We start from the raw sequence: 13,103 nt of genomic DNA on the forward strand, positions 1-13,103 counted from the left end.
GGCGCATCTCGCAATCAGGACCAAGGCCGTCCTGATTGCGTGGAGAGCGCCGTGTTCAGGTTGTCCAAGCTCAGCGATTACGCGGTGGTGGTGCTCAGCGAGCTCGGCCGGACGGCGGATGGCGCCGTGCGCAACGCCTCGGGCCTCGCGACCGCGACCGGCATCGCCGAGCCGACCGTCGCCAAGGTGCTGAAGCTGCTCGCCTCGGGCGGGCTGGTGACCAGCCAGCGCGGGGCCTATGGCGGGTATCGCCTGGCCCGGCCGCTCAGCGCCATCCCGATCGCGGACGTGATCGCGGCGATCGAGGGGCCGATCGCGCTGACCGCCTGCGTGGACGGCCATGTGGGCAGTTGCGAGGTGGAGTGCTCCTGCCCCGTGCGCGGCCGCTGGGACCCCGTGAACAGCGCGATCCGCCGCGCGCTCTCCGAGATCACGCTCGCCGACATGGCCTGCCCGGCCTGGGCCTTGCCCGCGACGGCGCGCCTCGCCGAGCCGGTCGTTTGAGACGGAAGGAAGATCGATCATGCCTGCGGTAGCCGAGACGCTGGAGACGGTCCGCGACGTCACCCAGGGCACCTACAAGTGGGGCTTCGAGACCGAGATCGAGCAGGAGGTCATCCCCAAGGGCCTGGATGAGGACGTGGTGCGGCTGATCAGCGCCAAGAAGCAGGAGCCGGAGTGGCTGCTGGAGTGGCGGCTGAAGGCGTTCCGCGCCTGGCAGTCGATGACCGAACCCACCTGGGCGGCGGTGAAGTACCCGCCGATCGACTACCAGGACGCGCACTACTACGCCGCGCCCAAGGCGAAGGCCGACGGGCCGAAGTCGCTGGAGGAGGTCGATCCGGAGCTGCTCCGGACCTACGAGAAGCTCGGCATCCCGCTGAAGGAGCAGGAGCGGCTCGCGGGCGTCGCGGTGGATGCCGTGTTCGACAGCGTCTCGGTCGCGACCACCTTCAAGGACAAGCTCGCCGAGGTGGGCGTGATCTTCTGCTCCTTCTCCGAGGCGGTGCGCGAGCACCCCGAGCTCGTGAAGCGCTGGCTCGGCACGGTCGTCCCGTACGGAGACAACTTCTTCGCCGCGCTCAATTCGGCGGTCTTCTCGGACGGCAGCTTCGTCTACATCCCCAAGGGCGTGCGCTGCCCGATGGAGCTCTCGACCTATTTCCGCATCAACGCCAAGAACACCGGCCAGTTCGAGCGCACGCTGATCGTCGCCGAGGAAGGCAGCTACGTCTCCTATCTCGAAGGCTGCACCGCGCCGATGCGCGACGAGAACCAGCTCCACGCCGCGGTGGTCGAGCTGATCGCGCTCGACGAGGCGACCATCAAGTACTCGACCGTGCAGAACTGGTACCCGGGCGACGCCGAGGGCAAGGGCGGGATCTACAACTTCGTCACCAAGCGCGGCGCCTGCCGCGGGCGCAAGAGCAAGATCTCCTGGACGCAGGTCGAGACCGGCAGCGCGATCACCTGGAAGTATCCGTCCTGCATCCTCCAGGGCGAGGGCTCGGTCGGCGAGTTCTACTCGGTCGCGATCACCAACAACTTCCAGCAGGCCGATACCGGCACGAAGATGATCCATCTCGGGCCGAACACGCGCTCGACCATCGTCTCCAAGGGCATCAGCGCCGGCCACGGCCAGAACACCTATCGCGGCCTGGTGCGCATCATGCCGCGGGCGAAGAACGCGCGGAACTTCACCCAGTGCGACTCCCTGCTGATCGGCGATCAGTGCGGCGCGCACACCGTGCCCTATATCGAGAGCCGCAACCCGACGGCGAAGGTGGAACACGAGGCGACCACCAGCCGCATCGCCGAGGATCAGCTCTTCTACTGCCGGAGCCGCGGGCTGACGGAGGAGGAGGCGGTCGGGCTGATCGTCAACGGCTTCGCGCGCGAGGTGCTGAAGGAGCTGCCGATGGAGTTCGCGGTCGAGGCGCAGAAGCTGCTCGCGATCAGTCTCGAAGGCAGCGTCGGTTGAGAATGGGATACGCAACGATGTTGAAGATCGAAGGACTGCGCGCCGCCGTCGAGGGCAAGGAGGTGCTGAAGGGCATCGACCTCGAGGTGCCCGCCGGCGAGGTGCACGCGATCATGGGACCGAACGGCTCGGGCAAGTCCACGCTCGGCTACGTGCTGTCGGGGCGCGAGGGCTATGAGGTCACTGACGGCACGGTGACGTTCCGCGGCGAGGATCTGCTGGCGAAGGAGCCGGAGGAACGCGCGATCGCCGGGCTGTTCCTCGCCTTCCAGTATCCGGTGGAGCTCCCTGGCGTCGGCAACGCCAATTTCCTGCGTCAGGCGCTGAACAGCATCCGCCGCGCGCGCGGCGAGAGCGAGCTCGACGCGATGCAGTTCCTGAAGCTCGTGCGCGGCAAGGTGAAGGCGCTCGGCATGAGCGACGAGATGCTGAAGCGCTACGTCAATGTCGGCTTCTCGGGTGGCGAGAAGAAGCGCAACGAGATCCTGCAGATGGCGGTGCTGGAGCCGGCATTCTGCATCCTCGACGAGACCGACAGCGGCCTCGACATCGACGCGCTGCGCATCGTCGCCGACGGGGTGAATGCGCTCCGCTCGCCCGAGCGCGGCATGCTGGTCATCACGCACTACCAGCGGCTGCTGGAGTACATCGTGCCCGACCGCGTGCATGTGCTGCTCGACGGGCGGATCGTCCGCTCCGGCGGACCGGACCTGGCACTGGAGCTCGAGGAGAAGGGCTATGGCGAGCTCCAGGCCGCGGCCTGAGGCGGCGATGAACGCCCCTGTCGTTGTGCCGGCCGTGGCGCCGGCGGTCTCGGCGCTGCTCGACCGGTACGCCGGGCTGAAGGATCGCCTGCCGGGCGCGCGCATCGCCTGGGTGGAGGCGTGGCGGCAGCGCGGCGCCGAGGCGTTCCGCGCCGGCGGCTTCCCGACCAAGCGGGTCGAGGCGTGGAAGTACACGGACCTCTCCGCCCTGCGCGAGACCCGCTTCGAGGAGGCGCTGGTCGCGACGGACGCGCATCCCGTCCTGCCGGAGCAGGCCGGCGGCGAGGAGGCGCGCATTGTGCTGCTGGATGGCCGCTTCCGCGCCGATCTGTCCCGCCTCGATGGACTGGCCGACGGCGTGCGGATCGAGAGCCTGGCGGACCTGCTCAGCTCCGATGATGACGCGCTCCGCGAGGTGCTGGGCGCGATCGCGCCGGCGGATCTGCCGCTGCCGGGGCTGAACGCGGCCCTCGCCGAGGACGGCGCGGTGATCCGCATCGCCCCGGGTGTGGACGCCGGTCGCATCCGCATCGTCTCGCTCGGCATCGCGCCGAGCAACCACGCCGTGGCGTTCCACCCGCGCAACCTCGTCGTGCTCGGCGCGGGTGCGTCGCTGACGCTGCTCGACGGCGCGCATGGCGCGGGCAAGGGCACCTACTGGCAGAACCTGGTCGCCGAGATCGCGCTCGGCGAGGGCGCCCGGCTGACGCATGTGCGGTTGCAGGACGAGGCGCGGGATGCGTTCCACACCGCGCTGGTCGCGGTGCGGGTCGAGGCGAAGGCCGAGTACGACAGCTTCACGCTGGTGCGCGGCGCGCGGCTCGCGCGCAACGAGGTGCACGCGGTGCTGACGGGGCCGAAGGCGGCGCTGCATCTCAACGGCGCGCAGCTCGTGGACGGCGAGCGCCATGCCGACACCACCACGGTGATCGACCACGCGGCGCCGGACTGCGAGAGCAACCAGACGGTCAAGACCGTGCTGACGGGCCGCGCGCGCGGCGTGTTCCAGGGCAAGATCCACGTCCATCGGGTCGCGCAGAAGACCGACGGCTACCAGATGAACCAGGCGTTGCTGCTCAGCCCGGAGGCGGAGATCAACGCCAAGCCGCAGCTCGAGATCTACGCCGACGACGTGAAGTGCAGCCATGGCGCGACGGTCGGCGAGCTCGATCACGACCAGCTCTTCTATCTGCGCAGCCGCGGCATCCCCGAGGTCGAGGCGAAGTCGATCCTGGTCCAGGCCTTCCTGACCGACGCGGTATCGCTCGTGTCCGACGAGGCGCTGCGCGAGACCCTGCTCGCCGCGACCGATGCCTGGTGGGACGAGGTGGAGCATCCCGCATGAACGACGCCCCGCCCGTCGCCGCCGGTTTCGACGTCCAGGCGATCCGCGCCCAGTTCCCGATCCTGAAGGAGCAGGTGCGCGGCAAGCCGCTGGTGTTCCTGGACAGTGCGGCCTCGGCGCAGAAGCCGCGGGCGGTGATCGAGGCGATGGTGCACGCGATGGAGCACCAGTACGCGAACGTCCATCGCGGCCTGCATTGGATGAGCGAGCGCACGACCGAGGCGTTCGAGTCCTGCCGCGACGCGGCGGCGCGGTTCCTGAATGCGGGCTCGCGCGACGAGATCGTGCTGACGCGCAACTCCACCGAGGGCATCAACCTGGTCGCGCACAGCTATGGCCGCGGGGTGATGACGCCGGGGCAGGCGGTGGTGATCAGCGAGATGGAGCACCACAGCAACATCGTGCCGTGGCAGATGCTGCGGGATGCGCACGGGATCGAGCTCCGCATCGCGAAGGTGACGGATGCGGGCGAGCTCGACATGGACGCGTTCGCCGCGCTGCTCGCCGACGGCAAGGTCGGGCTGGTTGCGATCACGCACATGTCGAACGTGCTCGGCAGCTACACCCCGGCGGAGCGGATCGTGCGGCTTGCGCACGAGGCGGGGGCGAAGGTGCTGTTCGACGGCAGCCAGGCGGCGGTGCACCGGCGTGTGGATGTGCAGGCGCTGGATGCCGATTTCTATGTGTTCACCGGCCACAAGCTGTACGGGCCGACGGGGATCGGCGTGCTCTATGGGAAGGCGGCGCTGCTGGACCGCATGCCACCCTTCCTCGGCGGCGGCGACATGATCTCCACGGTCTCGTTCGAGCGCAGCGAGTGGGCGCGCGTGCCGCACAAGTTCGAGGCGGGCACGCCGCCGATCCTGGAAGGCATCGGGCTGAAGGCCGCGATCGAGTGGGTCGAGCGGATCGGTTTCCCGGCGATGGAGTCCCATGAGCGGGCGCTGACCGACCATGCGCTCGCGCGGCTCTCTGCGATCGAGGGCGTGACGGTGATCGGCCGGGCGCAGGATCGCGGCGGGGTGGTGTCGTTCACGCTCGATCGGGCGCATGCGCATGACGTGGCCACGCTGCTCGACCGGCAGGGCATCGCGGTGCGCGCGGGGCATCATTGCGCCGAGCCGCTGATGCGCCGCTTCGGGCTCGACAGCACCGCGCGGGCGTCCTTCGGCGTCTATACGACGCGATCCGAGATCGACGCGCTCGCCGAGGCGCTGACGCGCGTCAGGACGTTCTTCCGATGAGCGAGGCGTTCGAGGAGCTGCGCGATCTCTACCAGGAGGTGATCCTGGACCACGGCCGCCATCCGCGGAACTTCCGCCGGCTGGACGGCGCGCTGCACGCGAAGGGCGACAACCCGATGTGCGGCGACAAGGTCGAGGTCTGGCTGAAGCTCGGCGCGGGCGAGCGGATCGAGGATGCCGCGTTCCAGGGCCGCGGCTGCGCGATCTCGATCGCCTCGGCCTCGCTGATGACCGAGGTGCTGCGCGGCAAGACGAAGGATCAGGCGCGCAGCCTGGCGGATGCGTTCCGCACGCTCGCGCGCACCGGCGCCTGCCCGGTCTGCGGCGAGGTGCACGCGGAGGACATGGAACGCTTGCAGCCGCTCTCCGGCGTGGCGGAGTATCCGTCGCGCGTGAAGTGCGCCACGCTCGCGTGGCATGCGATGGAGGCGGCGCTGAAGGGCGAAGGGAGCGCGACGACGGAATGAGCGAAGGGACGCATGCTCCGGCGGGCACGGTCTGGACGCCCGAGGGCGAGGTGCCGGCGAGCCAGGGTGTGAGCGAGCAGGCGGTGATCGACGCGGTCTCGACGGTCTATGATCCCGAGATCCCGGTGAACATCTACGAGCTCGGCCTGATCTACGCGATCGACATCGAGGATGACGGCGCGATCAAGGTGGAGATGACGCTGACGGCGCCCGGCTGCCCGGCGGCGCAGGAGCTGCCCGAGCAGGTGCGCCAGGCGATCCTGTCGGTGCCGGGGGTGACGCGCTGCGACGTGGATGTGGTGTGGGATCCGCCCTGGGATCCGAGTCGGATGAGCGAGGAGGCCCGCCTCGCCGTGAACATGTTCTGATGTGCTAGGATGATGCGATGAGCACGGCAACCGCTGGAACGAAGCCCGCGCGCAGCCTGCCGCCGCTGATGCGCCTGACGGATGCGGCGGCCGAGCGCGTGCGTGCGCTCTATGCCCGTCCCGGCGCGAAGAAGTATCTGCGCATCGGCGTGAAGACCAAGGGCTGCTCGGGTCTGTCCTACGAGATGAGCTATGTGGACGAGCCCGGCCCGACCGACGAGGTGGTGACGGATCAGGGGCTGACGATCCTGGTGGACCGTCGCGCCTCGCTGTTCCTGATCGGCACGGTGATGGACTACCAGACCGGCACGCTGTCGTCGGGCTTCACCTTCGTGAACCCGAACGAGAAGGGTCGTTGCGGTTGCGGTGAGAGCTTCCACGTCTGACGCCGTTCCCGGGATAGGGGGTTTTGGGGGAAAGGGCCTTCCGGCCCTTTCCCCCATCGTTCTCTGGGTGATGTGATGGACCCGCTCGCTCCGCTCGACTCGTCGGCCCGCGACGCTGTGCGCTCGGCTGCCCGGCTCGTGCATCTGCCGCCGGGCGCGGCTGCGTTCCGTCCAGGCCAGCCTTGCGCGCACTGGCTGATCGTTGCCTCGGGGCAGGTGCGGGTCTCGCGCGTGTCGGAGGACGGGCGTGAGATCGTGCTGTACCGCGTCCATCCCGGCGAGAGCTGCGTGCTGACGACGGCCGGGCTGCTCGAAGGCGCGAGCTACGATGCCGAGGCGATCGCCGAGACGGAAGTGGAGGCGCTGCTGCTGCCGGCGGCGGAATTCCTCCGCCTCGTTGCCGAGCAGCCGTCGTTCCGCCGCTTCGCCTTCGCGGCCTACGCGGCCCGTATCGCGGGGCTGATGGAGCTCGCCGAGGAACTGGCGTTCGACGAGGTGGGCACGCGGCTCGCGCGGCGGCTGCTGGCCCTGCGCGCGGCCGACGGCACGGTGCCGGCGACGCACGAGGCGCTGGCGGCGGAGCTCGGCACCGCGCGCGAGGTGGTGAGCCGCCGGCTGAAGGCGTTCGAGCGTGCGGGTCATGTGGCGCTGGCGCGCGGGCGCATCGTCGTGACCGATCCCAAGGGTCTGGCTGGGGCCGCGCATGCCTCGGTGACCTAGGTCACGGACCGCGCGTGGCGGATCGGCTCTGCTGCCCTTCAGGGTCACAGGCAACGGAGTGCAGACCATGACGAAGAACATGGGCATGGTGGACCGCGCCGTGCGCGCGGTGGTCGGCGTGGCGCTGGTCGCACTCGCGGCGACCGGCACGATCGGCGTGTGGGGCTGGATCGGCGTGGTGCCGCTGGCGACCGCGGCGATCGGCTGGTGCCCGGCCTATGCGCCGTTCGGCATCAGCACCTGCCCGTCCAAGGCGTGAGCGGGGAGGGGCCGGCGCGGGCCGGCCCCGTCGCGCTCAGCTCGCGGGGCGGATCATCAGCGCGTTGAAGCGCCGTTCCGGCCGCGGGGTGACGGTCAGCGTCCGCCGAGCGGCGTAGTCCCAGGTCGGGTGGAACACCGGGATCAGCGCCTGGTCTTCAAACGCTGCCTCGATCGCCGCGGCCACCTTGGCGATGCGCTTCTCGGGGTCCATCTCGCCCAGCGCATCGACGATCAGCGCATCGACGCGCGGGTTCGAGTAGCGGGTGCGGTTGGCCGCGCCGAGGCCCTTCTGCGCGTCGTTGGTGTGCAGGACAGCGCGCGGACCCTCGGAGGCCTCGATCGTGCCGTACTGCGCGATGAAGGCCGAGTATTCCTGCCGCGTCGCCGCGCCGAAGAACACCTGGCCGGGCACGCCCTCGACCGCCACCTGAAGCCCGAGCCGCGTCCACATCTGGCCGATCGCCTGGGCGATCTGGCTGTCCTTCGGATAGCGGTCGGTGGTGGTGTGCAGGGCGAGGCGGAAGCCGTTCGGCACGCCCGCCTCGGCGAGCAGCGCGCGCGCGCGGTTGAGGTCGAGCGGGTCGGGCTGGAGCCGCTGGCTGGTGCCCGGAAACGAGGGTGGCAGCATCTGCGAGGCCGGGGTGCAGCTTCCCTCCATCAGCCGGTCGCAGATCGCGGCGCGGTCGATCGCGAGCGAGAGCGCGCGGCGCACGCGCGGGTCCTGAAGCGGGTTGCGCGCGAGCGCGGGCTGGCCGTCCTTCGCGCCGACATGCGGGCTCTGCTCGCGCGCGGAGTCGAGCGCGATGTAGTGCACCACCGCGGCCGGGCCGCTGAACAGCGCGAGCCGCTGGTCCTGCTGGATGCGCGCCTTGTCGGCCGTGGGTACGAGATCGATCGCGTCGAGTTCGCCGGCGAGCAGTGCCGCGACGCGCGAGGGGTCGCGCGTGATCACGCGCTCGGTCACGCGCTCCCAGGTCGCGGGGCCGCGCCAGTGGCGGTCGAAGCGCTGGAGCACCAGCCGGTCGGCGTTCACCCACTCGACGTGGCGATACGGGCCCGTGCCGTTCACCTTGCCGGCGTTGAACTCGCTGGTGGTCTGCCCGGCATCGGCGGCGCGGATGATGAAGACGCGGCTGAGGTCGAGCGGCAGCAGCGGGTTGGGCGAGGAGGTGCGGATGCGGATGGTGTGGTCGTCGATCTTGTCGATCGCGGCGATCGCGCGGGTGAACACGGTGAACAGCGCGGGGCTGTTCGGCACGTTGGGCAGCCGCGCATAGGTCGCGATCACGTCGTCGGCGGTGAAGGGCGAGCCGTCGTGGAACACCACGCCCTGGCGGAGCTTGAACTCCCAGGTCAGGTCATCGATCAGGCGCCAGCTTTCGGCGAGCGCGGGTTCGAGCTGCTGGCGGTCGTTCTGATAGGTCAGCCCGTCGAAGATCTGGCTGTGGCTGGAGGCCTGGGGGAAGCCGTTGAAGAAATGCGGATCGAGCGTGTTGAGCTCGAGCTTGGTGCCGAGCGTCAGCGTCTGCGCCGAAGCCCCGCCGGCCGCCAGCGCGATCGCGGCCACGGCCGCGCACACCATCCGTCGCATCGAACCCTCCCTTCGTCTCCCTGAGCCATCATGCCGCGCCGGGGGCGTTGTGCAAAGCGGGCAGCCGTCGCAGTCTCCGCGCCCATGACGCGCACGATCCCCCGCATCGCCCTCGGCGGCTTCATGCTCGAGAGCAACGGCCACGCGCCACCGGCGCCCAAGGCCGAGTTCGAGGCGACCTATTGGCTGGAAGGAGAGAAGCTGCTCGCCGACCTGCGCGCACCCGCGCCGCGTGCCTCGGCCTGTCTGAGCGGCTTCCTCGCCGGCATGGACCAGGGCGAGGCCTGGACGCCCCTGCCTCTGCTCGCGACGGGTGCCGGCGCCTCGGGCCCGGTCGAGCAGGCCGTGTTCGACGAGGTGGTGGCGCGCATCACGTCCGGCCTGCGCGCGGCCCTGCCGGTGGACGGGGTGTTCCTCGCGCTGCACGGGGCCGCGACCGCGACCGCGGAGCCCGATCCCGACGGCGTGCTGCTCGCCGCTGTGCGCGCGGTGGTGGGGCCGGACGTGCCGGTGATCGCCACGCTTGACCTGCACGCGAACGTGTCGCGGAAGATGGTGGAGGAGGCGAGCGTGCTGATCTCCTACCGGACCAATCCGCATGTGGACATGATCGAGCGCGGCATGGACGCGGCCTTCGCCATGCGCGCGATGCTCGGCGGGATGCAGCCGAAGGCCGCGTTCGTGAAGCTGCCGATGATCACGCCGGCGGTGTCGATGAACACCGACCAGGGGCCCTATGCCGACATCATCGCCTATGGCCAGTCGCTGATCGATCACACGATCCTGGACGTGTCGGTGGTGGCGAATTTCTCGCTCGGGGACACGCCGAAGAACGGGCTGTCGGTGATCGTCACCGCGAAGGGGGATCGGGCGCGCGCCGAGGCGGTCGCGCACGACGTGGCGGCGAAGCTCTGGTCGATGCGCGAGCGGTTCCGCATCACGCTGACACCGCTGGAGACGGCGGTCGCGATGGCGAAGCAGGCGGGTGCGGACCCGTCGCGCCAGGCGCTGCTGTTCGCCGATGTCGCCGACAATCCAGGGGGCGGCGGGCGCGGCAACACGAGCTCCATCCTGCGCGCGTTCCATGCCGCCGGCGTGGAGGGAGCGCTGTTCGGTATCCACAACGACCCGCCGCTCGCGGCCGAGGCGCATGAACGCGGCATCGGCGCGCGCTTCACGGCGCGCTTCAACCGCGCCGAGCCGCATCCGATGAGCGAACCCTTCGAGGCCGAGGCCGTGGTCGAGGTGCTGTCTGACGGCGAGTTCGTCGGCCGGCGCGGCATCTATGCGGGGCGGCGCGTCTCGCTCGGCAAGACGGCGCTGCTGCGCCTGGGCGGCATCCGCGCGATCGTGGTGACGCATCGCCGCCAGTTCGCCGAACCCGCGATGGCCGAGCATCTCGGCGTCGATCTGCGTGCCGTGCGGTCGTTGGTCGTCAAGTCGCGCGGGCATTTCCGCGCCGGCTTCGACGACATCTTCCCGCGCGACGCGATCGTCGAGGTGGACGTGCCCGGCCTCACCTCGGTGGTGCTGGAGCGCGTGCCCTACCGCAACATTCCGCGCCCGATCTGGCCGCTCGATCCCGACACCACCTGGGCGCCCGCGGATGCCTGACGACATCCGTCCCGTGGACACGGGCGGCATCGGCGCGCCCGTCCGCCGCGTCGAGGATCGACGGCTGCTGCGCGGCCTTGGCCGCTACACCGACGATCTCGCGATCCCCGGGGTCACGCACATGGCGATCGTGCGCAGCCCGCACGCCCATGCGGCGATCCGCGCCATCGACACCGAGGCCGCGCGTGCGGCGCCCGGCGTGCTCGCCGTGCTGACCGGGGCGGATGCGCAAGCGGATGGGCTCGGCACGCTCCAGACCGTGGTGCAGCGCCACCGTCCCGACGGCAGCCCGATGCCGCGCCCGCCCTATCGCGTGCTCGCCACGGGGGCTGCGAAGTTCGTGGGCGACCCGGTCGCGGTGGTGGTGGCGGAGACGCGCAACGCCGCCAAGGACGCGGCCGAGCTCGTGGCGATCGACTGGCAGCCGCTGCCGGCGGTGACGGATGCGGTGGCCGCCCTCGCGCCGGGTGCGCCCGCGGTCTGGCCGGGGCTCTGCGACGACAATCTCTGCTTCCTGTACGGGCTCGGCGATGCGGCGGCGGTGGATGCGGCCTTCGCGCGCGCGGCGCATGTGGTCTCGCTCGACTTCCGGGTGACGCGCGTCTCGGCCAATCCGCTGGAGCCGCGTGCGGCGGTCGGTGCGTGGGACGCGGCGGAGCAACGTTACACGCTCTGGTCGGGCGTGCAGGCGCCGCACAAGATCCGCTCGGAGCTCGCCGAGACCGTGCTCGGCGTGCCGCATCATGCGCTCAGGCTCGTTTCGCCGGACATGGGCGGCGCCTTCGGCATGCGCGGCTCGCCGACGCAGGAGCACGCGCTGGTGCTGTGGGCGTCGCGCCGTGTCGGACGGCCGGTGAAGTGGGTGGCCGACCGCACCGAGTCCTTCCTCTCGGACTTCCACGCGCGCGACAATGTCTCGACGGTCGAACTGGCCCTGGATCGCGAGGGCATGTTCCTGGCGCTGCGCATCCGCACCGTCGCCGGGCTCGGCGCCTATCTCGCGTTCAACACGCCGCACTCGCCGACCAACAATCTCGGCGGGCTTGCCGGCGTCTATCGCACCCCGGCGATCCGCGCCGAGGTGCGCGGCGCCTTCACCAACGCGCAGCCCACCGCGCCCTATCGGGGCGCCGGCAGGCCCGAGGCGACCTACGCGATCGAACGCGTGATCGATGTCGCGGCCGACCGTCTCGGCATCGATCCGGTGGAGCTGCGCCGGCGCAACCTGATCCAGCCCGGGCAGATTCCGTTCCGCACCGGCCTCGTGTTCACCTACGACAGCGGCGACTTTCCGGCCGGGATGCGGCTGGCGATGCAGGCCGCCGACTGGGACGGGTTCGCCGCCCGCCGCGTAGGTTCCGAGGCGCGCGGCCTGCTGCGCGGCCGGGGCATCGCCAACGCGATCGAGATCGCGGCCGGGCCGCAGCGCGCGCCGAACGAGGAGGGGGTGGAGATCCGCTTCGATCCGGGCGGCGATGCGACCCTGCTGCTGGGGACGCACAATCACGGCCAGGGTCACGAGACCGCCTTCCGCCAGATGGCGATGTCGCTGCTCGGCCTGCCGTTCGAGCGCGTGCGCATCCTCGCCGGCGACACGGACGCGGTGACGCATGGGCGCGGCACCTTCGGCAGCCGCTCGGTCATCGCCGGCGGCTTCGCCCTGCGCCAGGCCGCGGAGGCGATCATCGCGCGCGGCAAGCGGATCGCGGCCCATCTGCTGGAGGCGGCGGAAGGCGATATCGAGTTCGATGCCGGGTCGTTCCGGGTCGCCGGCACCGACCGCGCGCTCCGCATCGAGGATGTGGCGCGCGCGTCGTACCGGCTGGGCGCGCTGCCGAAGGGCGAGCCGATGGGGCTCGCGGCCCTCGCCGTCACCACCACCGACGAGGCGACGTTTCCGAACGGCTGCCATGTCTGCGAGGTCGAGATCGATCCCGAGACGGGCGTCGTCCAGATCGACCGCTACGTGGTGTGCGACGATGTCGGCGCGGTCGTGAATCCGCTGCTGCTGAAGGGCCAGATCCATGGCGGCATCGCCCAGGGCGCGGGCCAGGCGCTCGGCGAGGCGATCGCCTATGACGAGGCCGGGCAGATCGTCACCGCGAGCTTCATGGACTACCGCATGCCGCGCGCATCCGACTTCCCGCCCTTCGAGGTGATCGGCAACCACGTGCCCACACCCAACAACCCGTTCGGCATCAAGGGCGCGGGCGAGGCCGGCACGGTCGGCGCGCTGCCGGTGGTGATCAGCGCGATCGTCGATGCGCTGCGCCCGTTCGGGGTGACGCATCTCGACATGCCGGCGACCCCCGAACGGGTGTGGCGCGCGATCCGCGCGGCACGGTCGTGACCCGACCCGCCG

13 protein-coding genes are annotated in these 13,103 nt (G+C 70.5%); 12 read left to right on the forward strand and 1 reads right to left on the reverse strand.

The window, feature by feature from the left end; genetic code table 11:
* Nucleotides 1-51: 51 nt before the first annotated feature.
* The 10 genes from F563_RS0102650 (at nt 52) to F563_RS0102695 (ending at nt 7,534) form a co-directional block, all read left to right on the forward strand.
* The gene (locus F563_RS0102650) at nt 52-504 is read left to right on the forward strand and encodes an SUF system Fe-S cluster assembly regulator (RefSeq protein ID WP_019013094.1); all 453 of its coding nucleotides are present in this window, start codon (nt 52-54) and stop codon (nt 502-504) included.
* A gap of 19 nt (nt 505-523) precedes the next feature.
* Nucleotides 524-1,981, forward strand: a complete 1,458-nt coding sequence (sufB, locus tag F563_RS0102655) for a Fe-S cluster assembly protein SufB (protein ID WP_019013095.1) — start codon at nt 524-526, stop codon at nt 1,979-1,981.
* A 17-nt stretch (nt 1,982-1,998) separates the two neighbouring features.
* On the forward strand, nt 1,999-2,745 hold the full coding sequence (sufC, locus tag F563_RS0102660) for a Fe-S cluster assembly ATPase SufC (protein WP_019013096.1): 747 nt from the start codon (nt 1,999-2,001) through the stop codon (nt 2,743-2,745).
* A gap of 7 nt (nt 2,746-2,752) precedes the next feature.
* Nucleotides 2,753-4,090: a Fe-S cluster assembly protein SufD gene (gene sufD, locus F563_RS0102665; RefSeq protein WP_051089311.1), complete on the forward strand. Its 1,338-nt coding sequence runs from the start codon at nt 2,753-2,755 to the stop codon at nt 4,088-4,090.
* Nucleotides 4,087-5,334: an aminotransferase class V-fold PLP-dependent enzyme gene (locus F563_RS0102670; RefSeq protein ID WP_019013098.1), complete on the forward strand. Its 1,248-nt coding sequence runs from the start codon at nt 4,087-4,089 to the stop codon at nt 5,332-5,334. The genes sufD and F563_RS0102670 overlap by 4 nt, the downstream gene beginning before the upstream one ends.
* Nucleotides 5,331-5,801, forward strand: coding sequence for a Fe-S cluster assembly sulfur transfer protein SufU (gene sufU / locus F563_RS0102675; RefSeq protein WP_019013099.1), 471 nt, complete (start codon nt 5,331-5,333; stop codon nt 5,799-5,801). The genes F563_RS0102670 and sufU overlap by 4 nt, the downstream gene beginning before the upstream one ends.
* The gene (locus F563_RS0102680; RefSeq protein WP_019013100.1) at nt 5,798-6,169 is read left to right on the forward strand and encodes an SUF system Fe-S cluster assembly protein; all 372 of its coding nucleotides are present in this window, start codon (nt 5,798-5,800) and stop codon (nt 6,167-6,169) included. Before sufU ends, F563_RS0102680 begins: the two co-directional genes overlap by 4 nt.
* Before the next feature lie 17 nt (nt 6,170-6,186).
* Nucleotides 6,187-6,555, forward strand: coding sequence for a HesB/IscA family protein (locus F563_RS0102685; protein WP_019013101.1), 369 nt, complete (start codon nt 6,187-6,189; stop codon nt 6,553-6,555).
* A 75-nt stretch (nt 6,556-6,630) separates the two neighbouring features.
* Nucleotides 6,631-7,275 (forward strand): Crp/Fnr family transcriptional regulator, encoded by a 645-nt coding sequence (locus F563_RS0102690; RefSeq protein ID WP_019013102.1) that lies wholly within the window; start codon nt 6,631-6,633, stop codon nt 7,273-7,275.
* A gap of 67 nt (nt 7,276-7,342) precedes the next feature.
* A complete protein-coding gene (locus F563_RS0102695) occupies nt 7,343-7,534 on the forward strand; it encodes a YgaP family membrane protein (protein WP_019013103.1) in 192 nt (63 codons plus the stop codon).
* A 36-nt stretch (nt 7,535-7,570) separates the two neighbouring features.
* Here the strand turns inward: F563_RS0102695 and F563_RS0102700 are convergent, their stop codons facing one another.
* Nucleotides 7,571-9,127: an ABC transporter substrate-binding protein gene (locus F563_RS0102700; protein ID WP_026299273.1), complete on the reverse strand. Its 1,557-nt coding sequence runs from the start codon at nt 9,125-9,127 to the stop codon at nt 7,571-7,573.
* An 84-nt stretch (nt 9,128-9,211) separates the two neighbouring features.
* On the opposite strand from F563_RS0102700, the gene F563_RS0102705 reads away from it, so the two are divergent.
* Nucleotides 9,212-10,741, forward strand: a complete 1,530-nt coding sequence (locus tag F563_RS0102705) for a M81 family metallopeptidase (protein ID WP_019013105.1) — start codon at nt 9,212-9,214, stop codon at nt 10,739-10,741.
* The gene (locus tag F563_RS0102710; RefSeq protein ID WP_035574436.1) at nt 10,734-13,091 is read left to right on the forward strand and encodes a xanthine dehydrogenase family protein molybdopterin-binding subunit; all 2,358 of its coding nucleotides are present in this window, start codon (nt 10,734-10,736) and stop codon (nt 13,089-13,091) included. The genes F563_RS0102705 and F563_RS0102710 overlap by 8 nt, the downstream gene beginning before the upstream one ends.
* Nucleotides 13,092-13,103: the final 12 nt, after the last annotated feature.

This window comes from Elioraea tepidiphila DSM 17972 (assembly GCF_000378465.1).
Lineage (GTDB): Bacteria > Pseudomonadota > Alphaproteobacteria > Acetobacterales > Acetobacteraceae > Elioraea > Elioraea tepidiphila.

What these genes read in the sequence shown, in the direction of transcription:
- F563_RS0102695 (WP_019013103.1), top strand. Translation starts at nt 7,343, where the DNA reads ATGACGAAGAACATGGGCATGGTGGACCGCGCCGTGCGCGCGGTGGTC.
- sufU (WP_019013099.1), top strand. Translation starts at nt 5,331, where the DNA reads ATGAGCGAGGCGTTCGAGGAGCTGCGCGATCTCTACCAGGAGGTGATC.
- sufC (WP_019013096.1), top strand. Translation starts at nt 1,999, where the DNA reads ATGTTGAAGATCGAAGGACTGCGCGCCGCCGTCGAGGGCAAGGAGGTG.
- sufB (WP_019013095.1), top strand. Translation starts at nt 524, where the DNA reads ATGCCTGCGGTAGCCGAGACGCTGGAGACGGTCCGCGACGTCACCCAG.
- F563_RS0102685 (WP_019013101.1), top strand. Translation starts at nt 6,187, where the DNA reads ATGAGCACGGCAACCGCTGGAACGAAGCCCGCGCGCAGCCTGCCGCCG.
- F563_RS0102710 (WP_035574436.1), top strand. Translation starts at nt 10,734, where the DNA reads ATGCCTGACGACATCCGTCCCGTGGACACGGGCGGCATCGGCGCGCCC.
- F563_RS0102700 (WP_026299273.1), bottom strand. Translation starts at nt 9,127, where the DNA reads ATGCGACGGATGGTGTGCGCGGCCGTGGCCGCGATCGCGCTGGCGGCC.
- sufD (WP_051089311.1), top strand. Translation starts at nt 2,753, where the DNA reads ATGAACGCCCCTGTCGTTGTGCCGGCCGTGGCGCCGGCGGTCTCGGCG.
- F563_RS0102705 (WP_019013105.1), top strand. Translation starts at nt 9,212, where the DNA reads ATGACGCGCACGATCCCCCGCATCGCCCTCGGCGGCTTCATGCTCGAG.
- F563_RS0102670 (WP_019013098.1), top strand. Translation starts at nt 4,087, where the DNA reads ATGAACGACGCCCCGCCCGTCGCCGCCGGTTTCGACGTCCAGGCGATC.
- F563_RS0102690 (WP_019013102.1), top strand. Translation starts at nt 6,631, where the DNA reads ATGGACCCGCTCGCTCCGCTCGACTCGTCGGCCCGCGACGCTGTGCGC.
- F563_RS0102680 (WP_019013100.1), top strand. Translation starts at nt 5,798, where the DNA reads ATGAGCGAAGGGACGCATGCTCCGGCGGGCACGGTCTGGACGCCCGAG.